At 70.5% G+C, this 20,422-nt stretch carries 19 protein-coding genes and 2 riboswitches; of the genes, 4 read left to right on the plus strand and 15 right to left on the minus strand.

Annotated features, from left to right (window positions below; translation table 11 throughout):
* Positions 1–2: 2 nt before the first annotated feature.
* Positions 3–121: riboswitch (glycine riboswitch) on the minus strand.
* Positions 122–220, minus strand: a riboswitch (glycine riboswitch). It lies immediately after the preceding riboswitch.
* A gap of 56 nt (positions 221–276) precedes the next feature.
* The 6 genes from RUR_RS21235 to clsA all read right to left on the minus strand — a co-directional run bounded on the left by RUR_RS21235 (position 277) and on the right by clsA (position 6,439).
* Positions 277–888 carry a MerR family transcriptional regulator gene (locus RUR_RS21235; RefSeq protein WP_283136848.1) on the minus strand — a complete coding sequence of 204 codons (612 nt, stop codon included), beginning with the start codon at positions 886–888 and terminating at the stop codon, positions 277–279.
* 190 nt (positions 889–1,078) lie between these two features.
* Positions 1,079–1,549 (minus strand): bifunctional nuclease family protein, encoded by a 471-nt coding sequence (locus RUR_RS21240; RefSeq protein WP_283136849.1) that lies wholly within the window; start codon positions 1,547–1,549, stop codon positions 1,079–1,081.
* 62 nt (positions 1,550–1,611) lie between these two features.
* Positions 1,612–2,292: a transcriptional regulator FtsR gene (gene ftsR, locus RUR_RS21245; RefSeq protein WP_283136850.1), complete on the minus strand. Its 681-nt coding sequence runs from the start codon at positions 2,290–2,292 to the stop codon at positions 1,612–1,614.
* Between the two features lie 55 nt (positions 2,293–2,347).
* Positions 2,348–2,860 (minus strand): double zinc ribbon and FHA domain-containing protein, encoded by a 513-nt coding sequence (locus tag RUR_RS21250; protein ID WP_283136851.1) that lies wholly within the window; start codon positions 2,858–2,860, stop codon positions 2,348–2,350.
* Positions 2,861–3,335: 475 nt separating this feature from the next.
* Entirely contained in the window at positions 3,336–5,840 is a 2,505-nt protein-coding gene (locus tag RUR_RS21255; RefSeq protein ID WP_283136852.1) for a mannose-1-phosphate guanyltransferase, read from the minus strand.
* A complete protein-coding gene (clsA, locus tag RUR_RS21260; RefSeq protein WP_283136853.1) occupies positions 5,837–6,439 on the minus strand; it encodes a cardiolipin synthase ClsA in 603 nt (200 codons plus the stop codon). Before clsA ends, RUR_RS21255 begins: the two co-directional genes overlap by 4 nt.
* Positions 6,440–6,462: 23 nt before the next feature.
* On the opposite strand from clsA, the gene RUR_RS21265 reads away from it, so the two are divergent.
* Together RUR_RS21265 and RUR_RS21270 are read left to right on the plus strand one after the other, a co-directional pair.
* Entirely contained in the window at positions 6,463–6,702 is a 240-nt protein-coding gene (locus tag RUR_RS21265) for a hypothetical protein (protein ID WP_283136854.1), read from the plus strand.
* 284 nt (positions 6,703–6,986) lie between these two features.
* Positions 6,987–7,589, plus strand: a complete 603-nt coding sequence (locus tag RUR_RS21270; protein WP_283136855.1) for a class I SAM-dependent methyltransferase — start codon at positions 6,987–6,989, stop codon at positions 7,587–7,589.
* A gap of 578 nt (positions 7,590–8,167) precedes the next feature.
* Here RUR_RS21270 and RUR_RS21275 read toward each other — a convergent pair.
* Together RUR_RS21275 and RUR_RS21280 are read right to left on the minus strand one after the other, a co-directional pair.
* On the minus strand, positions 8,168–8,953 hold the full coding sequence (locus RUR_RS21275; protein WP_283136856.1) for an enoyl-CoA hydratase/isomerase family protein: 786 nt from the start codon (positions 8,951–8,953) through the stop codon (positions 8,168–8,170).
* 151 nt (positions 8,954–9,104) lie between these two features.
* Complete coding sequence (locus RUR_RS21280; RefSeq protein ID WP_283136857.1) at positions 9,105–9,815, minus strand: gamma-glutamyl-gamma-aminobutyrate hydrolase family protein; 711 nt, start codon at positions 9,813–9,815, stop codon at positions 9,105–9,107.
* A 555-nt stretch (positions 9,816–10,370) separates the two neighbouring features.
* Between RUR_RS21280 and RUR_RS21285 the strand changes: the two genes are divergently transcribed.
* Positions 10,371–11,489 carry a globin domain-containing protein gene (locus tag RUR_RS21285; protein ID WP_283136858.1) on the plus strand — a complete coding sequence of 373 codons (1,119 nt, stop codon included), beginning with the start codon at positions 10,371–10,373 and terminating at the stop codon, positions 11,487–11,489.
* Positions 11,490–11,692: 203 nt separating this feature from the next.
* Here RUR_RS21285 and RUR_RS21290 read toward each other — a convergent pair whose 3' ends face one another.
* Positions 11,693–12,472 (minus strand): nucleotidyltransferase domain-containing protein, encoded by a 780-nt coding sequence (locus RUR_RS21290; RefSeq protein ID WP_283136859.1) that lies wholly within the window; start codon positions 12,470–12,472, stop codon positions 11,693–11,695.
* Between the two features lie 200 nt (positions 12,473–12,672).
* On the opposite strand from RUR_RS21290, the gene RUR_RS21295 reads away from it, so the two are divergent.
* Positions 12,673–12,984, plus strand: a complete 312-nt coding sequence (locus tag RUR_RS21295; protein WP_283136860.1) for a ubiquitin family protein — start codon at positions 12,673–12,675, stop codon at positions 12,982–12,984.
* 11 nt (positions 12,985–12,995) lie between these two features.
* On the opposite strand, the gene thyX is transcribed toward RUR_RS21295, so the two are convergent.
* The 6 genes from thyX to RUR_RS21325 form a co-directional block, all read right to left on the minus strand.
* Positions 12,996–13,706 carry an FAD-dependent thymidylate synthase gene (gene thyX, locus RUR_RS21300; RefSeq protein ID WP_283136861.1) on the minus strand — a complete coding sequence of 237 codons (711 nt, stop codon included), beginning with the start codon at positions 13,704–13,706 and terminating at the stop codon, positions 12,996–12,998.
* An 11-nt stretch (positions 13,707–13,717) separates the two neighbouring features.
* On the minus strand, positions 13,718–14,473 hold the full coding sequence (locus tag RUR_RS21305) for an ABC transporter permease (RefSeq protein WP_283136862.1): 756 nt from the start codon (positions 14,471–14,473) through the stop codon (positions 13,718–13,720).
* The gene (locus RUR_RS21310) at positions 14,470–15,384 is read right to left on the minus strand and encodes an ABC transporter ATP-binding protein (protein WP_283136863.1); all 915 of its coding nucleotides are present in this window, start codon (positions 15,382–15,384) and stop codon (positions 14,470–14,472) included. Before RUR_RS21310 ends, RUR_RS21305 begins: the two co-directional genes overlap by 4 nt.
* Positions 15,385–15,468: 84 nt before the next feature.
* Complete coding sequence (locus RUR_RS21315) at positions 15,469–16,749, minus strand: amidohydrolase family protein (RefSeq protein WP_283136864.1); 1,281 nt, start codon at positions 16,747–16,749, stop codon at positions 15,469–15,471.
* Complete coding sequence (locus RUR_RS21320; protein WP_283136865.1) at positions 16,731–18,866, minus strand: anthranilate synthase component I; 2,136 nt, start codon at positions 18,864–18,866, stop codon at positions 16,731–16,733. The genes RUR_RS21315 and RUR_RS21320 overlap by 19 nt, the downstream gene beginning before the upstream one ends.
* A 240-nt stretch (positions 18,867–19,106) precedes the next feature.
* Positions 19,107–20,351, minus strand: coding sequence for an ATP-grasp domain-containing protein (locus tag RUR_RS21325; protein WP_283136866.1), 1,245 nt, complete (start codon positions 20,349–20,351; stop codon positions 19,107–19,109).
* Between the last annotated feature and the right edge of the window lie 71 nt (positions 20,352–20,422).

A 20,422-nucleotide genomic window follows, 5' to 3' on the forward strand; every position in this document is an offset into this window, starting at 1 on the left:
GGTCTCCCCCCTCTGTCATCAGACCTGAGAGCTTCACCGTCGCAGTGCCCGGATGTGTGCCTCCACCCGTGCGACGGCTTTCCCCTTCGGTGAGGGGCGAACCCCTGCTTTCCAGAGTTGCCTGTCCCATGCGGTACGGATGCCTGAGAGTTTCCTGGGGAGGATTGCTCCTTCGGCGCCCCGCGCTGGCTTGCGACGGGATCTCTCCCGCATAGGGTCAACAGCCCTCATATCGTACCCGACGGGAGGCGTACGATCTTGGGCCGGGAGGGGTGTTCAGCCGGTCTTGCGCGCTTTGCGGCGGCGGGCCAGCTCGTCTCCCGGGTAGTCGGAGTCGTCCTCTCCCGCGCGCTCGCCGGGCATCTCCGCCAGCGAGCCCTCCACCTCACGCCAGACCCGCCCCAGCGCGATGCCGAAGACGCCCTGGCCGCCTTGGAGCAGGTCTATCACCTCGTCGGGCGAGGTGCACTCGTAGACGCTCACCCCGTCGCTCATCAGCGTGATCTGAGCCAGATCCTGAACCCCCCGATCCCGCAGATGCTGCACCGCGGTACGGATCTGCTGGAGCGACACCCCGGTGTCGAGCAGGCGCTTGACCACCTTGAGGACGAGGATGTCGCGGAAGCCGTAGAGCCGCTGCGTCCCCGACCCGTGGGCGGGGCGCACGCTCGGCTGCACCAGCTCGGTCCGCGCCCAGTAGTCGAGCTGACGGTAGGTGATGCCTGCGGCGGCGCACGCGGTGGGACCGCGATAGCCGATGTCGGGGGGCAGCGTCATCGGCTGCTCGTCAAACAGGAGGCCTTGCTCTCCTGCACGCTGCTGAGCGGATCGGCGCTGCGACGACTCATCCTGGCCGGCCGCCTTACCTTCGCCGCTGCTTGCCGCCACGCGGACCTCCGGCTTCTCTACTTCCCACGGCGTGATCTGGGGGTCTGGAAATTACAGCCGTGGGTTTCACTTGCACCGTAGGACCGGCCGCACCCAACGTCAACGATCGTGCTCGGCGCGTCGTGCGAGGTAATTTCCCGATCCGCATGATTTGGCTCCCGTACATCCCGTCCACCCCATGGGCGGCCACTCAGCCGGAGCGGCCGAAGTCCTCCGGGCTGATGGTGTCGAGAAACTCCCGAAACTTCTCGACCTCGTCCTCCTGATCATCAGGAATGAGCACGCCCGCCTCCTCCAGGATCTCCTCGCTCGCGAAGATCTCCGCCCCGGTGCGCAGGGCGAGGGCGATGGAGTCCGACGGGCGCGCACTCACCTCCACCCCGTTGGAGAAGACCAGATCCGCGAAGAATATCCCGTCGCGCAGCGCCGTGATGTTCACATTGCGCAACTGCACCCCGAATCCCTCGAGGACGTTCTTGAACAGATCATGGGTCAGCGGCCGCGGCGGGGACATCCCCTGCTGGGCGTAGGCGATCGCGGTGGCCTCCACCATGCCGATCCAAATGGGCAGGTAGCGATCGCCACCCGCCTCCTTGAGCAGGACGATCGGCTGGTTGGAGGGCATCTCAACCCGAACGCCGACGACCTCCATCTGTAACACCGGCGGCTCCGTCTCCCGTTCTCCAATCGGCTCCACAATTCAACGTAACACCCCCGCGGCGGTTATGGGCCAACGGTCCTGCTCAGCTCGGTCCGGAGTAACGCCGTGTGCAATTCCAGGACAAGTCCAGATATTTCCCTGGTGGTTTCCTCGGCCTGGGCCCGGGCACCCGGGGCACGCCGCCGCAGGAGCGGCCCGACGGCCTGCTCGACCAGCCCGGCCTCCCGGTCCGCCGCAGCCTTCACCGTCCGCAGATGGCGCGTGTGCAGTCCGAACACCCGCAGCGCCGCGACCGTCCTGGCGATCACCAGGGCGTCCGCGTCGTACCGCCGCCCGAACGGCTCGATCAGCCCGTAGTCCTCCAGCTCGGACAGGAAGTCGTCGTCGACCCCCGCGGCGTCCAGGAACTCGGCGCGGGACAGGCGCGGCTCGACGACCGGCTCGGCGGCGACCCCCACCACCCGGGGGCGCGGCTGCGCGGGCTCGGAGCCGGCGGCGTCGAGCTGGTCCTTGATCACCCGAAGCGGGAGGTACCGGTCACGCTGCGCGGTGAGGATGAATCGCAGGCGGTCCACATCGTGGTGGGTGAACTTGCGGTACCCCGAAGGGCTCCGCTGCGGCTCGATGAGCCCCTCCCCCTCCAGAAAGCGGATCTTGGAGATCGTGACGTCGGGGAACTCGGCGCGGAGCTGGGCCAGCACCTCCCCGATGCTCATGAAGGCCCGTGCCGCCTGCGCGCTCATCGGCGCCCGCCCCCGGGAAGCCGCCCGCCCCGGGATCGGACGCCGTCACGCCCGATCATGGCCCGCCGGCGCCGCGCACGAGAAACACCAGCCGGAACTTGCCGATCTGGACCTCGTCCCCGCCGGACAGCACGACCTCCTCGATGCGCTCGCGGTTGACGTAGGACCCGTTGTGGCTGCCGACGTCGCGGACCGTGAAGACGTCACCTCGTCGATAGAACTCCGCATGTCTTCTGGACACGGTTATATCGTCCAGGAATATGTCGCTCTCCGGGTGCCGACCCGCCGTGGTGAGGTCGGCGTTGAGGAGAAAACGACTCCCGGCGTTGGGGCCACGCATGACGACGAGCAGGGCGGTTCCTGGATGCAGCGTCTCGGTCGACCCGTGCTCCCCGACGATCGCCGTGCCGGACTCCGGGGGATCGAGAGGCTCGAATCCGCTCAGGGAGATGGTGGACGTCGTCTCCCCAATCGACTCGTACCTGCTCAACGGCGAACCACAGTTTGAGCAGAATCGGGCATCACCCGAATTGGCATGACCACACCGTGTGCAGTAGACGCTCGGCATCGATCGGCTCGGCCTCCCTCCGCGAAGACGCGGTGCTGGTGCTGACCGCCGTCACCGGCCCCTCCCGTGCCCCGCAGCCCCGGGACTGCGACGGTGGTGACACCGGTGGCGAACAAAGGTCAACGCTTAAGGACAATTCTCTCTACGCGGGGACACTACACGGCGACGGACGCCCATCAAGCTATCGCTGAGCCCGTCACGCGGTCCACGCCGCCGCGCCGTCCGCCTCATCACGCCTGGTCATCGCCGTCCGATGATCACCTGCCGGTACTCCCCTCTCGCGCTTCGCCGTCTTCCTCCCGGTTTACCGAGGGTAACACCGGGCGTGTCACCAGCGGTGACTCCGGACGGTCCGTCCGATCGGGCCGGCCGGAAGGCCCTCCCCCCGGGACGGCCCGCCATGGACGACGTCCTCACCGGATTATCGCCGCCGAACCCTAAACCGTGACACATCTCATGATCTGCGATCAGGGTGTCACGACCCCCCGATCCGCTCGACCACGCCCGCCCATCTCTCCAACAGCTCCTGCGCGGCGTCCACGTTCGCCCCCTCGGCCCACAGGTGCGTGACGGCCTCGTTGGGATCGGGGAGGATCAACGCCCAGCCGCCGTCCTCCTCCACCACCCGCACGCCGTCGGTGGTGTCCAGGATCCGGCCCTCGGCCGCCTCCACCACCGAGCGCATCACCGCGCCCTTGACCGCCCACGGGGTGGGGACCGTCCGCCTGAGCAGATGCGTCTCCGGGATCCGGGCGTCGATCTGACTGAGCGACAGCCGGGTCCTGGCCACCAGGCCGAGCAGCCGCATGAAGGCCGCCAGCCCGTCCACGGTCGAGCAGAACTCGGGGACCACGAACCCGCCGCGGCCGTCCCCGGCCAGGATCAGGTCGTCGCTCGCGGCCGCCGCGCCGGTCAGGTCCGCGCTCGCCGTACTCGTCCACCGGACCTGAACCCCGTGGAAGCGGCAGACCTGCTCGGCCACCCGGGTGGTCGTCACCGGCAGCGCCACGCTCCCGCCGCGGCGCTCCGCCGCCACCAGGTCGAGCACGACGAGCAGCGCGCGCTCGTCGTCGATCAGCTGCCCCATCTCGTCCACCAGGGAGATCCGCTCGCCCACCGGGTCGAAGCGGACCCCGAACGCGGCCCGGGCGGAGGCCACCAACTCCGAAAGCCGCTGCAGGTCACGCCGCCGCTCGGCGAGGGTCTCGGTGGGCGAGGCCTCGTCCAGCCGGCTGTTCACGGTGAGCACGTCGATGCCGATGCGGCCCAGCAAAGTCGGCAGGGCGAGCGCGGAGGTGCCGCCCGCGCAGTCCACCACCACCTTCAGCCCGGCCTCCCGGACCCCGCTCATGTCCACGCAGCGCAGCAGCTCGTGGCTGTAGTTCTCCATCTCCCTGGCGGGGAAGCTGAGCTCGGCGATCTCACCGGGGAACGCCCGCCGGAACTCCTGCCGGGAGAACACCCGCTCCAGCTTGCGCTGGGCCCCCGGCGAGAGGTCGGCGCCGTCCTCGTCGAGGAAGACGATGTCCACCCCCTGCGGGTCCCCCAGCGTCGTCCGCAGCGCCACCCCGCCGACCGTCGACTCGCGCTGGGTGTGGAACCGGGCCACCGGCAGGGGCGCCGCCTCCAGGTCGATCACGTTGATGGCGCTCGCCGTGAGCGCGCTGATCACCGCCCGTTTGAGCGCCCGGGCCGCCCGGGAGGAGTCCCGGGAGGTGGTGACCGTGGCGCCCTTCTTCATCGTGGTCGCGTACGCGCTCGCGAGCCGGACGCAGAGCTCCGGGGTGATCTCCACGTTGACCAGCCCGGAGACCCCGCGCGGGCCGAACAGGTTGCGCTGGCCCCGCGACTCCCAGATGACGCTGGTGTTGACCACGGCGCCGGCCTCGACGGTCTTGAACGGGTAGATCTTGACGCCGGAGGAGACGTAGGCCTCGGACTCGATCACGCACTCGTCCCCGACGACCGCCCCCTCCTCGATCCGCGCGCCGGTCATCACGTCGGTGTTCTTGCCGATCACACAGCCGCGCAGGTTCGCGCTGGGGCCCACGTAGACGTTGTCGTGCACCACCGCGCGGTGCAGGAACGCCCCCTCCTTGACCACCACGTTGGAACCGAGGACGGTGAACTCCCGCAGCTCGGCGCCGGCTTCGATCTTGGCGTAGTCCCCGACGTAGAGCGGCCCCTTGATCACCGCGTCCGGATCGATCTCCGCGCCCTCGGCCACCCAGACGCCGGGTGAGAGCTCGAAGCCGTCGATCTCCACCTGGACCTTGCCGGAGAGCACGTCCGCCTGGGCCTTCAGGTAGCTCTCGTGGGTGCCGACGTCCTCCCAGTAGCCGTCGGCGATGTAGCCGTACAGGGCGTCGCCCCGGGCGAGGAGGGCGGGGAAGACGTCGGAGGACCAGTCGACCGAGACACCCGGCTCCACGAGGTCCAGGACCTCCGGCTCCATGATGTAGATGCCGGTGTTCACCGTGTCGGAGAAGACCTGGCCCCAGGTCGGCTTCTCCAGGAAGCGCTGGATCCGCCCCTGCTCGTCGACGATGATGATGCCGAACTCCAGCGGATTGGGCACCCGCTTGAGACCGATGGTGACCATGGCGCCGTTACGGCGGTGGAAGTCGATCATCGCCGTCAGGTCGATGTCGGTGAGGGCGTCGCCGGAGATGACCAGGAACCGGTCGTCGCGCAGCGCGTCCGCGGCGTTCTTCACGCTCCCCGCGGTGCCCAGCGGCACCTCCTCGGTCGCGTAGTGCAGGCTCATCCCGAGCTCGTCGCCGTCGCCGAAATAGTTGCGGACGAGCGCGGCGAGGAATTGCACCGTCACCACGGTCTCGGTGAAGCCGTGCCGCTTGAGCAGCCGCAGCACGTGTTCCATGATGGGCCGGTTGATCACCGGCAGCAACGGCTTGGGCTGGTTGGCGGTCATCGGCCGAAGCCGAGTGCCCTCCCCGCCGGCCATGACGACCGCCTTCATCTCTTCGCCTCCCGGACGAGCTGGCGCACGTGAACCACATACAAGACACCCGCCCACCAGTACAGGGCGACACCCCAGACGGCGAAGGCCCAGCCCACGATGCGCGCGGGATCGGCGTACCAACCGTCGTGTGCCGCGAGGAAGAGGAGGGGGAAGGCGTAGAGCAAGTTAGCGGTGGCCGCCTTACCGAGGAAGTGCACGGGCGGCGGCCCGTACCCACGACGCCGGAGCACCGGCAGGACGAACGCGAAGAAGACGACGAGGAACAGATCCCGGGCGACGGGGAGAACCAGCAGCCACAGCGGGATGACCTCGCGGACGGCGAGCCCGATGAGCGTGGCGACGATGTACAGGCGGTCGGCGGCGGGATCGAGCAGCTGACCGAGTTTGCTGGTCTGGTTCCACGCCCGGGCCAGCTTGCCGTCGAGCCAATCGGTGAATCCGGCGATCATGAGCACGGCGATGGCCCATCCGTCGGCCTTGGGGCCGAGCACGAGCCAGAGAAACAGCGGGACACCCAGCAGACGCAGCACGCTCAAGGCGTTCGGAACCGTCCAGACACGATCTCCGGCCTGTCCCGCCTCCGTCTGATCCGCCACGCGCCCTGCCCTTCTGCGATTCGATGACGACCCTACCCGCCCGCCGGGCGCACGCCCACGCGGCCATGGCCGTACGGGCCGCCGCAGGCGATGTTCCCGTCGGCGTCTCCGAGGCCGGGAACGCCGGCCGGCCCGCCCTTCCGATGATCGTTGCGCTGTGCGCCCCCACCGGGGTGCGGACACCACAACGATCACCCGGCACCCCGCTACCCCGACGACCTCCGACACCGGAAGGCACCAACCCGCTACTCGACACCAGATGATCATTGCGCCGTGCGCCCCCAGGAAGGCGCGGACAACACAACGATCACCCCGCGCCCCGTACGGGCTACGCCGGGCCGGTCCACGCGGTACCCACGAACTCGGACGGCAACGACCGGCGCAACCCCGGGCTTGATCATTGCGCCGTGCGCCCCCACAGGGGTGCGGACAGCACGACGATCACCTGGCATCGGTATGGGGGTACCACCTGGGCTCCTTGTCCGGACGGGGTCGCCGGATCACGCCGACGGACGCGCGGGCGCCGGAAGGCAAGTACCTTAAGACCGTGAAGAGTGAGAGCGCCGCGTTTCTCCGGGAGTTCATCAGGAACCCCGTCGCCACCGGTGCGGTGGCCCCCAGTTCCCGGTATCTCGCCGCGGAGATCGTCGCCCCGGTGCCCGAGCGAGGCGATCCGGTGATCGTGGAGCTGGGCCCGGGGACGGGCTCCTTCACCGCGGAGATCCAACGGCGGCTCGGCGGCCGGGGCGTCCACATCGCCGTCGAGGTCAACGAGCGGCTGGCCGGGCCCTTGGCCCGCAAGTTCCCCCAGGTGGACGTGGTCGTGGGATGCGGGAGCACACTGCCCAAGATCCTCGCCGACCGGGGGCTCGACCACGCCGACGCGGTGATCAGCGGACTCCCCTGGGCGATCTTCCCCGAGTCCCTCCAGCTGGGCATCCTGGGAGCGGTGCGCCAGGTCATGGTGCCGCACGGGGCCTTCACCACGTTCGCCTACATCCACGCGAAGTCCGCCCCGCCGGGCCGCCGCTTCCGGCGCACCCTCGGCCAGACCTTCGAAGAGGTGGTCACCGGCCGGACGGTCTGGCGGAACCTCCCGCCCGCCCTCGTCTACCACGCCCGCCGCCCCCGCCCCCTCAACCACGACTGACCCCTGATACGTGCGCGGTACGGGGCCAAGCCCCGATCGTTCCCACCGGGTTGGACACGTGCGCGCTCGCAACGCCACGACGATCTACGCCGAGTCTTCGCGGCGTCGCGAAGACGAGGGAAGACGCCGTCCTCCGGCGTTTTGGGCCAGCCGAGCGAAGGCTCGGCAAAAGGCACTGGTTCCTCAGCCTGACCATGCCTGACGCGATTCGCACGTCCGTTGTCGTCACCCCGACCGCGCCTAGGTGGGCAGGCACAGCCGGGCCGGTCGGGGAAGAGCTGTCCAGGTCACAGCCATGAACGTGTGAACCGCCCTAAGCACGGCCCTGCTTACAAGATCGGTATCTTCAACATGGACACGGCGGTCCGTGCCGGACATAGGACGTCCGGTACGGACCGGCCACGCATTCTCGCGCCGCCGAGAAGGCAGCGCGAGAAGTGCGGGATGGAGCACGTCCGACCCTGAGATCCAGCCGTACTCACCGCCGGAACCCGGCAGGAGACCTTGGGTCGACCGGCTGCGGCCTTGCCCGGACCGCTCCTCCCGGGGTGGGCACGTGCGCGCCGAGGAAACACGGCTCAGAAGCGGGGGGTGCGCTTCTCCTTGACGGCGCGGACGCCCTCGACGACGTCGGGGCCGGTGAAGCCCAGGAACTCCATCGCCAGGGAGGCGTCGAAGGCGGGTCCGGCGAGCCGGAGCCAGTTGTTGAGGGCGTACTTGGTGAGCCGGATCGCCTCCTGCGAACCGGCCGCCAGCCGGTCGGCGATCTCCAGGGCGCACTTGTGCACGGTGTCGTCGTCCACGGCGAGGCTGACCAGGCCCATCTGCTCGGCCTTCTCGCCGGTGACCGGCTCGCAGAGGAGCAGGTGGTATTTGGCCTTGGCCATCCCGCACAGCAGCGGCCAGACGATCGCGGCGTGGTCGCCGGCGGCGACGCCGAGCCGGGTGTGGCCGTCGATGATCCTGGCGCTCCGCCCGGCGACGGAGACGTCCGCGAGGAGTGCCACCGCCAGGCCGGCCCCCACCGCGGGCCCCGAGATCGCGGACACGACGGGCTTGGAGCAGTTCAGGATGTTGTAGACGATGTCCCGGGCCTCGGCGAAGACCCGCATGCGGACCGCGTGGTCGCGCATCATCTCCTCGATCATGGCGAGGTCGCCGCCCGCGGAGAAGGCGGCGCCTTCGCCGCGGACCACGACCACCTTGACCCGCTCGTCGCGGTCGACGTCCTGCCAGATCCGCGAGAGTTCGCGATGCCCGACGGCGTCGACGGCGTTGAGTTTGCGCGGTTCGCTGAGCATCACCCGGAGGACACCCTCGGCAGCCCAGTCGATCTTGAGCCGCTCGTATTCGTCGTACCTCACCATGCGTCTCCTTCCGGACCCCTCCTGACGATCGCACCGGCCCGCCGCGTCAAGAGCCCCCTCCCCGCAGGCCGACCCTGGTGCGTTTCACCATGTTCCTGCAAACCCGGGCGTTGTGTCCGGTGAACCCGCCGTGAGTCCCCGGCCGGGCTCAGACGTTTCCGTCGGGCCCGGGCGCTGCGGCCTCGACCAGCGCCTTGTAGAGGCGAAGGTCGCCGTCGCGCTCGGGGTGCCACTGCACGCCGACGCAGAACGGGTGTCCTTGGAGTTCGACGCCCTCCACGATCTGATCGGGCGCCCAGGCGACCGCGATGAGACCGGTGCCGAGCCGTTTGAGCGCCTGACGGTGGCCCAGCGTGATCTCGGCGCGGTCCCCGAGGGCCTTGCCGACCCTGCTGGAGACGCTGATCTGGATGTCGTGCGGCGCGGCCGCGCCCGTTCCGTGGTTCTCGTGGTGCACGACGTCGGGGAGCCATCCGATGAGGGAGCCGCCGAGGGCGACGTTGAGCACGTGCATCCCGCGGGAGATCGCCAGGGTGGGCAGCCCGGCCTTGACCGCCGCGCGGGCCAGCGCGAGTTCGAACCGGTCGCGGTGCGGCTGGGGGTCGTCGACGCGGTCGTCGTGGGTCTCGTGGTAAAGGGTGGCGTCGAGTTCGACTCCGCCGGCGAGGACGAGTCCGTCGAGCCCGCGGACGTAGTCGTCCAGCAGGCCGGTGCCGAGCGGCGGCAGGAGCACCGGGGCACCCCCGGCCTTCTCCACGGCGTTCGCGTAGGCCGGGGGTGACAGGACGGCCTCACGCAGCCAGTTTCCCCACCGGGCGGCTTCCAGGTATGCGGTGATGCCAATCAGTGGACGAGGCATTCGTTCTCCTGTGTCTCCCCCACGGCGTGCCGTCCCGGCCGGGCGGCGCCACCTCTTTCGTGCGTGGACCCCCATCATGGCGTACGACTTTTCGGTTATGTCACGTATCCGATATATCAGTGTGCCGAGTTGAAAATGATCTTGAGTGCCCGATGGGGGGATCTCGGCAAACCGGGGACTCCGCCCAGCACCGCGCGAGAGTATGCGGAGGGATCCACGACGCGGAGCCGCCTCCCATAGGGGAACGAGGTTGAGAATTCCCGCGCCGGAGCACCGATGAATCCGAGTGCACCCTCCACGCCTATACAAAAAACATCACATCCAGTCAATATCAACTTTACTCATGATCACCGATAATCGGACGGCCATTACACAGCGTACGGATTAGCACTACCTTGTGCGGAAACGGTTGTGACGTCCGAGTAATGGTGGAACACTGAATTTCGAGCGATCGGGAGTGCCGGGGCCGTCGAACGCTCATCACCCGGAACCGTCAGGGAGGTGGAAGGACAAGGATCGGAATCACATCCGATCAATGAGGATGGCGTTTGGCATATGTCATTGAATCCACGTCTTGTCAAAGAGAGTTTCGCCGTGGTGGAGCCGGTCGCCGACAAGGCGGCGGCCTACTTCTACGGCCGCCTCTTCGTCGAGAGCCCCCACCTGCGCGGGATGTTCCCGCCCGCGATGGACGTCCAGCGGGATCGGCTGTTCCGTGCCCTCACCCGAGTCGTCTGGAGTCTGGACAGCCCGAGCTCACTCAACTCCTACCTTGGCCAGCTCGGCCGGGACCACCGCAAGTACGGCGTGGTCGCCGAGCACTACACCGCGGTCGGCAACGCCCTCCTCGCCACCATCCGCCACTTCGCCGGGGAGGTGTGGAACACCGAGATCGAGGCCGCCTGGGTCGCCGCGTACACGGCCGCCGCCAACTTGATGATCGAGGCCGCGGAGTCCGAGGCTGGCCGTTCCCCCGCCTGGTGGCTCGCGGAGGTCGTCGCCCACGAACGCCGGACCCCCGACGTCGCGGTCCTCACCCTCCGGCCCGGGCAGCGCCTGGACTACCGCGCCGGGCAGTACGTCAACGTGCAGACCGCGCGCTGGCCCCGGGTGTGGCGCACCTTCTCCATCGCCAACGCCCCCAAGGAGGACAACTCGATCCGCCTGCACGTCCGGGCGATCCCCGGCGGCTGGGTGAGCACGGCGCTGGTCCGGCACACCCGGGTCGGGGACACCCTGCTGCTGGGTCCCCCCGTCGGCACGATGACCGTGCGGGAGGAGTCGGCGCGTGACGTGCTCTGCGTGGCCGGAGGCACCGGCCTGGCCCCGTTGAAGGCCATCGTCGAGCAGATCATCGCCTCGGGCCGGCGGACCAACATCCACCTGCTGTTCGGCGCCCGGACCGCCGCCGACCTGTACGACCTGCCCGACCTGGTCCGGATGGAGGCGGCCTTCCCGTGGCTGCGCGTCCTCCCGGTCGTCTCCCACGAGGCCGGGTACGACGGCATCCGGGGCGGTCTCCCGGACGTGGTGGAGCGCCTGCACACCTGGACCGACCACGAGGTCTTCGTCTGCGGGCCGCCCGGGATGGTGGGCGAGACGGTGCACCGCCTCCAGCGGCTCGGGGTCCCCGCGGCCCAGATCCACCGCGACACCGTCCACGGGGAGCTCTGAACCCTCCTTCCCCTCCCGGTGGCCGTACGGCCTGACGGCGCCCGCGCCGCCGTCAGGCCGTACGGCGTGCCTGCACTCCGGCTCAGGGCCGCGACACCGGTCTCCGGCGGACCGCTTCCCCCCGACCCTCCCGCGCCGTACGGCCGCTGGGCGGCACGGGCGCGGCACCGCGCCGTGGCGCCGAGGCCGTACGGAGCGCGTGGTCACCCGGCCAGAACCGAGCGCATGTACCCGAGCAGGTCGGCGCGGCGGCGCACCGGATCCCGGTAGAGCGGGGGCCCGCCGACCCGCAGGCGCAGCGCCTCGCGCACGAGCCGGTGCCACCGCTCGTCGTAAGCGGTGAGGGCGTACGCGGCGGCGGCCGTCTTGGAGGTCACCTCGCCCGCGGCGAGGGTGTGCCGGAGCCGGGTGACCCCGAGCGCGCCCCAGGTGACCCGGAAGCCGGCCAGCGCGGACAGCCCCCAGAGGGAGAGCGGCGGGGTGCTGCGGGCGACCCAGCGGGTCCAGTATCCGGCCAGGTTCTCCCGGGTCGCCGCGGCGAGGGCGTCCCAATCGGTGTGGATCCCGAGTTCGGCGACGGCCGGACCCCGCACGACCACCCCTCCTTGGGCGAGGACCTGCCAGGTGACCAGGTGCCGCTCCTCCCGGCTCTCCGCCTCGAAGGAGTGCGCGCGCACATGGGGGCGCGCCGGGGTGTGCGCGGGGTCGCGGCGCAGATCGTCCCAGGTGACGTAGAGGCCGTCGAAGTGCGGCTTGGCGTACCGCGCCTTCAGCTCGGCGTGGATCCGACGCAGCGGCCCGGGATCGCGTCCCTCGCCGATCACTGCGACGAAGTCGACGTCGCTGCGGCCCGGCCGGTAGTCGCCGAGCGCGATCGACCCCTGCAGGTAGAGCCCCTCCACCAATCCGGGCGCACGGGTGTCGGCGAGCTCCAGATAGTGCGCGCCGATCAGCGATGGGAGATCGGATGAGTCTTCCGCCATCACCGCACCCTACCGAGGGAGGCCCGGGACGGGCCGGTGTCCACACACTTGGCCCGTCTTGGCGACATGAAGCGCATATCACCTAGACTCCGACGGTCCACGCCGGAACGTGACACGATAACCCCTGTGAGTAACATTCGCATCGCCGCCGACGTTCGTGCCGAGCGCCTGCCCGCCGCCGGGCGCCGGAGACCCCGTTGATGGCCAAGCCGGTCACACTGGTGACGTTCGTCCTGCCCACGCCGCTGCACAACCTGGTCGGCGGCGGGCTCGTCCAGGTGTTCGCCGTGGCCGAGACCGAGGAGTCGTTGCCGACGCTGGGCTCCGCGCTCGACACGCTGCGCCGTACCCATCCCCGGCTGGAGGAGCGCATCAGGGACGAGCACGGGGAGATCCGGCGGCACATCAACGTGTTCGTCAGCGGGGACAACGTGCGCAACTGCGGCGGGCTGCGCTGTCCCGTCGGGCCCGGGGCCGAGGTGTACGTCCTCCCCGGGCTGCCGGCAGGCTGATCACAAAGCCGCTACGGGGCGACCCGGCCGCCCGCGTTGAACGCCGCGTGGGTGAGCGGCATCAAACCGGCCCAGAGCGCCTCCATCCGCTCCGCCACCATCTCGATCTCCCGCTGAGGGAAGGACGGGACTTTGGCGGCCTCGTTCCTGGTGCGCAGGGACAGGAAGTGCATGAGCGAGCGGGCGTTGCAGGTGGCGTACATGGAGGAGTACAGGCCGGTCGGGAGCACGGCCCGGGCCACCTCCCGGGCGACCCCGGCTTCGAGCATCTCCCGGTAGGAGGCGTAGGCCCGCTCGTAGGCGTCCTCCATCGCGCGGACGACCGTCTCGTGCTGCTCCTCGGTGCCCTCCACGTACTCGTACTTGCCCGGCCGGCCCTGCTGGACGAGCCGGCGGTCCCGGCCGGGGATGTAGAAAACCGAATCGAGCTCCCGGTACCGTCCGCTCTCCTCGTTGTACGACCAGCCCACCCGGTGGCGGTGGAACTCCCGGAAAACGAAGATCGGCGCCTGGACGAAAAAGGTCATCGAGTTGTGCTCGAACGGGCTGCCGTGCCGGTCCCGCATGAGAAAGTTGATCAGTCCCTTGGAGCGCTCCGGGTCTTTGTCCAGCTCCTCCAGCGACTGTTCGCCCGCGGTGGAGACCCGCGCGGCGAACAGGACGTCGCTGTCGGAGGCGCTGTGTTTGACCAGTTCAACGGTTACATCGCTCAGATACTTCACGGGGGGAGAGTCTAAGTGATGTCCCTCCGGATCGTCGTGGTGGAGGCCACCACCGCGAAGACCAGCGCGTAGCCCGCCAGGAGCAGCGCCCCACCCCAGGCGGGCAGGTACGGCGTGCCGCCGATCGGGGGCGCCACCCCGAACACCGCCTGGGCGGCACCTCCCGGAAGCCAGCGGCCCACCGACGGGAGCAGCACCACCAGGAGGTTCTCCAGAACGTAGATCCAGCCGATGCCGACCACCATGGCCGCGATCTGGTTGCCGAGCAGCGAACCCATCGCCAGGCCCAGGATCGTGTACAGCGCCATCGCCGCGATCACGCCCACGCCCACCCGGGCGATGTCGCCGTCGATCACCGAGAGCGAGCCACCCTTGATCAGGATGGCCGGGACGGCGACCACCGCGGAGAGGAGCATCCCGGCGACGCCGAAGATCGCTCCCACCACGGCGCAGGCGGCGAGTTTGGCCGCCACCACCCGTTCCCGGCGCGGGGTGATCAGGAAGGTGTGGGTGATGGTCTGGAACCGGTACTCGCCGGTCATCACCAGGGTGCCGATGATGAACGCGAACACCAGGCCCGAGGCCGCCGAGCTGAACAGGGCGATCGCCCCCGCCGACTCGGTGATGGACGGCACCCCCTCCTGTCCCGACAGGATGCTCAGCGCGGCCAGCGAGATCAGGGTGAAGCCCAGGCTGAGGGCGAGCATGCCCCAGACCATGCGGGTGGTGAAAACCTTGAGCAGTTCCGCCTTGACCAGCCGCGTCATGCCGTCAACTCCAGGAAGATCTGCTCCAGGCCGGAGCGCTCACGGACCAGCTCGCTCAGCACCACACGCTCGTCGAGGGCCACCTGGCCGATCGCCTCGGGGGTCATCCCCCGTACGGTCAGCACCCCGGCCGCGGATTCGGCCGCGGCGTTCTCCGGGGCGGGGGCCGGATCGACCTTTCCGCCCGCCCGCTCCAGCGCGGGACCCAGGCGGTCGGCCTCCCGGGCCACCACCCGTACCGGGGTGCTCCCGTTCACGGTGAGGTCCGCGAGGCGGCCCTGGTGGACCAGCTTCCCCTTGGCGATGATCACCACGTGGTCCACGGTCTGCTGGACCTCGGCGAGCACGTGGCTGGAGACCAGGACCGCCGCGCCGGTCTCCTCGGCGAGGTAGCGCAGGAACCCGCGGAGCCACTGGATCCCGGCCGGGTCCAGGCCGTTGGACGGTTCGTCCAGGATGTAGACCTTGGGCTTGCCGACCAGCGCGCCCGCGAGGGCGAGCCGCTGGCGCATCCCGAGGGAGAATCCGCCCACCCGCTGCCCGGCGGCGTCGGCCAGGCCGACCTGCTCCAGCGCCTCGTCGGCCCGGCTCTCCGGGAGGCCGGCGGAGACGCAGAGCACCCGCAGATGGTTGCGCGCGGTCCTGCCGGGGTGGAAGCTGGTCGCCTCCAGGACGGCCCCGACCGCGGAGATCGGTGATCCCAGGTGGGCGTAGCTCTGCCCGTTGATCAGCGCGGTGCCGCTGTCGGCGGCGACCAGCCCGAGCAGGCAGCGCAGTGTCGTCGTCTTACCGGCCCCGTTGGGGCCGAGGAATCCGGTGATCGTCCCGGCTTCGACGGTGAACGACACCCCGTCCACCGCCCGGACGGTCCCGAACGTCTTGGTTAACTGGGAAATCTCTATAGCTGTCATCGTGCGGCAATCCTGCCGAACTCCCGGATACGCCGCCTCCTCCTTGAGGAGGAAAAGTGATATCGGGTAGATATCACCTTGCTGTCAGAGCCGGTACACCCGGCGGGCGTTGTCCGACCCGATCAGGTGGGCGACCCGCGCCGCGTCGGCCGTGCTCCACTCGCCGTCGGCGACCCGCGCCGCCAGGAACCGGGCCAGCCCGCGCCGGTAGGACAGGACACCGAGATGGCAGAGTTCGGCGAGGACGTGCCCGCCCGAGCCGAAGAGCTGCTTGTGGAACGGGGCGAGCCCGACGACCTCCCCGAGCGCGGCGGTGAAACCCGCCGCCGGGCAGCCGCTCCCCGGCCCGACGTCCAGATAGACGTGCGGGAGGTCCGCCGCCAGCCGCGCGGCCTCCCGGTGGCGCGGATAGCAGTCCAGCAGGACGAACGGCACCCCCGTGTGCCGGACCGCGCGCAGGAACCCGGCGAGCCGGGCGGGCTCGCCCCCGCCCGTGTGCAGCTGGATCGGGATCCCGCGCTCCCTGGCCACGTCCACCGCCGTCCACATCAGATGGCGGAGCAGGACGGAATCGGCGAGTGGCTCCCCGGAACGGGCGAGCCGCTCACCCGCGGCGGCGATCACCGCCCCCCGGGCGGGCCGCGCCGGATCGCCCGGAAGCGCCGTACGGCAGGCGGCCGACGACGCCAGCCCCACCGCGTGGACGGCCTCGGCCGCCAGCGCGGCGGCGAGCGCGGCGATGTACCCGGCCGCGGCGGGACCGGCCGCCGCGACCTCCCGCTCGACCCGCTCCAGCCGGACGACCTCGTCGGCGGCGGCGGCGCCCAGACCCCCCATCTCCGGCGGGGTGAGCAGATCCGGCCCGTGGCGTCCGGTGTCGACCAGGACCGAGACCAAGCCCGCGGCCCGCAGCAGCCGCCGGTTCACCTCCTCGGCGCCGAGCTCCTGCCTGCGCGCGAGGTAGACGGCCGCGGGCGCGTGCGGTTCGAGGTCGAGCACCGGCGCGCACCAGCGCCGGACGGCGATCCCGGCCACGGTGTCGAAGTGGGTGGTCCCCGGCGGAGCGGGGCACCCCGACCCGGTGACGAGCAGCTCGAACCGGGTCCGGGGCAGATCGTCCCTGAGGACCCCCAGGCAGCTCTGGTTCACCAGCGGCGCGGTCAGCGCCGCCCGCAGGGGGTCGGGTACGGCGAACGGGCGCGGCCCGCCGGCGAACACGGCCTCGTCCATCCGCCCCCGTCCCCTCCACCCGTCCCCCGACGGGCCGCGAACGACTCTACGGCCGCCGGGCGCGGCCCGCACGGCGTTGCGCCGGATCCCCGGCGGCGCCGGGGATCCCGCGACGATCAGCTCATCGGACGGCACAGCCGGAGCACGTTGGCGACGATCGACGCCCCGGCCCCGCCGGCCGCGGTGAGGATCGACTCCGGATGGAACTGGACGGCGAACCGCCTGGCCGCCCGGTCCTCGATCGCCATCACCGCGCCGTCCGGGGTGCGGGCCGTCACGGCGAACCCCCGGACGTCCCCCTCCTTGGTGTACAGCGAGTGGTACCTGGCCGCGACGAACTCCTCGGGCAGGCCGTCCAGCAGGGCGGACTCCCCGTCCCGGCGCACCTGCCCGCGCTTGCCGTGCTCCGGCGCCCCCAGCAGGGAGAGCTCCCCGCCCGCCTGCTCGACCATCGCCTGCAGTCCCAGGCACACCCCGAAGACCGGCAGCCCCCTGCCGTACAGGCGTCCGATGAGCGTGGCGCAGTCGAAGTCGGCGGGGCGCCCGGGTCCCGGGGAGAGAACCACCAGGTCCGGGGCGAGCTCGTCGAGCATCGACTCGGGGAACCCGTGCCGCAGGGTGGTCACCTCGGCGCCCTGCTGGCGGAAGTAGTCGGCGAGGGTGTTGACGAACGAGTCCTCGTGGTCCACCAGGAGGACCTTCATCCCCTCCCCGGCCCGCGTCGCGCCGGCCGCGACCTGCTCGGCGGAATCCGTCGCCGACTCGGTGCCGAGGGCCTCGATCAGCGCCCTGGCCTTGAGCTCGGTCTCCCGCTCCTCGGCGGCCGGGTCGGAGTCGAACAGCAGGGTCGCCCCGGCCCGTACCGCGGCCACCCCGCCCCTGATCTGCGCGGTCCGCAGCGTGAGCCCGGTGTTCATGGAGCCGTCGAAGCCGATGTACCCCACCGCGCCGCCGTACCAGCGCCGGGGGGTCGCCTCGTGGTCCTCGATGAACTGCATCGCCCAGGTCTTGGGCGCCCCCGTCACCGTCACCGCCCACATGTGGGTGAGGAAGGCGTCGAGGGCGTCGAACCCGGGCCGGAGCCTGCCCTCGATGTGGTCGACGGTGTGGATCACCCGGCTGTACATCTCGATCTGCCGGCGGCCGATCACCTTCACGCTGCCCGGCTCGCAGATCCGCGACTTGTCGTTGCGGTCCACGTCCGTGCACATGGTGAGCTCGGACTCCTCCTTGACGCTGGACAGCAGCGCGCGGATGTTCTCGGCGTCCTCCAGGGGGTTGCCCCCCCGGGCGACGGTCCCCGAGATCGGGCAGGTCTCGACCCGGTTCCCGGCCACCCGGACGTACATCTCGGGCGAGGCGCCGACGAGGTGCTCGTCCTCGCCGAGGTTGATCAGGAACTCGTACGGGGCCGGGTTGCGCGTGTGCAGGCGGCGGTAGAACTCGGCGGGCTCCCGGCAGGCCGCGTGGAAGACCTGGCCGGGGACGACCTCGAACAGGTCGCCGCGGACGAAGCGCTCCTTGGCCTGCGCGACGACCTCCGCGTACGACCCCTTGACCGGATTTTTCGGGATCTCGGGGGTCACGGTGACCGGGATCCGCTCCCCGATCCGCGGCAGGCCCTCGGTGCTCACCCCGTCCACGGTGAAGTCGTACCGGTACTCCAGGCTCGTCTCCCGCTTCCGGTCGATCACCAGGATCCGGTCGGGCAGGTGCAGGACGAGGTCCCGCTGGTCGGCGGGGCGCTGCCGGGCGATCCGGATCGGCTCGAACTGGAAGGCCAGGTCGTAGCCGAACGCGCCGTAGAGGCCCAGGTGATCGTCCTGCCCGGCGAACGCCGCGATCACTTCGCGGAGCGCCGAGAAGACCGTGGGCCTGCGGCTGCGCAGCTCCTCCGGGAGGACGTCCTCGCTGGCGGCCACGTAGACCTCGGTGCGGTCCGCGGTGGGCTCCCCGGTCGGCTTGCCCACGGCGAGCAGGCATGAGGAAACCACGGGAAGCACGACCCGGCCACGCTCGTTGAGGGCCCGTACGGCGATCCGCCGCCCTCTGGCGACGATCTCCAGGCACGGGTCGACGTAGCCGAACGCCCAGCGGCTGTATCGTCCCGGGTACTCCATGCCGGAGGAGAGCACCGCCCCACGTCGCTCTCCGACCGCGGTGACCAGCTCGTCGAGCCGCTCCTCGGGGACCTTCTCGATCTGCCGTGTGACGTGAACGCCACCGGCGGTGGTATATCCGCTTGTCTCCACCCTGGCCTCGCCTGCTGTTCAAGGCCCCCAGGGGTGACAAAGAAAAAGGCCACCTCCGGGGGCGGCCGTCTCTTTGCGTGCGAACGCTTCGACGCCACCTAGGGGCGGCGCCACCACTGCTGCAAACCCGAGGAGACCTCGGGAGACCCCGGGCAGGGGCGGACGTCGGTTCGCACGTGCCGATGCTACCATCGCGCGCCCGCCGGGGGACCCGATCCGACGATGCCGTGCGACGGCGCCTCACCCGGCACCTTGCGCCGAAGGGGAGATCGTCTCCCCGGGGGCGAGCGGCCTCACCTCGGCCCGCATCCCCTCGCTCACCTGCCGCAACACCTCCTCACACGTCCCGGCGTCGTCGGCGACGGCGATCGCGTGCCCCATCCGGCCGACGAAGTGGTCGGGCGGCAGCCCGACGCCGGTCCCCACCTCCGCGGTCCAGCGCGCCTCGACCACCCCCGGCGGAGGCGTGATCTCCGCCAGCGCGGCGATCATCCCGCTCCGCTCCGGGTAGCGGAACACCACCCCGGCCGAGGCGGCCCTGCTGTGCCCGACGTCGGGTTCGCGCCCCACGCACACATCCGCCGCGGCGAGGCCGAGATCCACCCCCGTGGCGAGATGGACCAGCCTCGGGATGAAGTCCCCGCCCAGCCGCGCGGCGATCTCCACCATCTTCGGGCCGGCCGCGGTGAGCCTGAGCTCGGCGTGGGTGACCCCGACGGTGAGGCCGATCGCGCGATGGGCGCCGAGCACCGTGTCGCGGACCAGGCCGATCGCCTCCGCCTGCGCGTCCGCGCTCACCAGGTGCCCGAGCTCCTCGAAGCCGGGCGGCAGCCCGATCCGCTTGGCGGTCACCGCGACGATGTGCACCTCGCCCTCGTGCACGACGGACTCGACGCTGACCTCGGGGCCGTCGAGGTACTCCTCGACCAGGACGTCCCCCACCGCCTGGCCGAACCCCATGTCCGACCCGGCCGCGACGGTGAACGCCGCCGCGAGTTCCCGCTCGTCCCGGGCCAGGGTCACCCCGACGCTGGCGGCGAGGGCCCGGGGTTTCACCACGACCGGATAGCCGATCTCCTTCGCCGCCCGCTCCGCCTCGTCCGCGGTGCGCACCAGGATCGAGCGCGCGGACGGCACCGACTCCTGTGCCCACACCTGCCGCATCCGGTGCTTGTCCCGGCTCGCGGCGGCCGCCTGCGGGGTGTTCCCGGGCACCTCCAGCAGCATCGCCGCGAAGGCGGCGGCCTCCACACAGGGCTCGACCCAGGTCAGCACCCCGTCGATCCCCTCGGAGTCGGCGACACCGAGGATCGCGGGCATGTCCGTGACGCTCACCGGGTGAGCCGAGTGCAGGTACGGCCCCTCCCAGGTGACCGGCTCCTCCTGCACGAGGACCACCCGGTACTCCCTGGCCACCGACGCCAGGAGGTACTCGCGGTAGAGGCCGGAGCCGGACCCCATCAGCATGATCTTCGGTCGCGTCACGTTCGGCCTCGTCGCTTTCCGCTCGGCACCTCGCACCCCGTTCGGAGCGGGGCCTTTTCCGGCATTAATCC

It is taken from the genome of Rhizohabitans arisaemae (assembly GCF_025996515.1).
In the GTDB taxonomy this organism is placed as follows: domain Bacteria; phylum Actinomycetota; class Actinomycetes; order Streptosporangiales; family Streptosporangiaceae; genus Rhizohabitans; species Rhizohabitans arisaemae.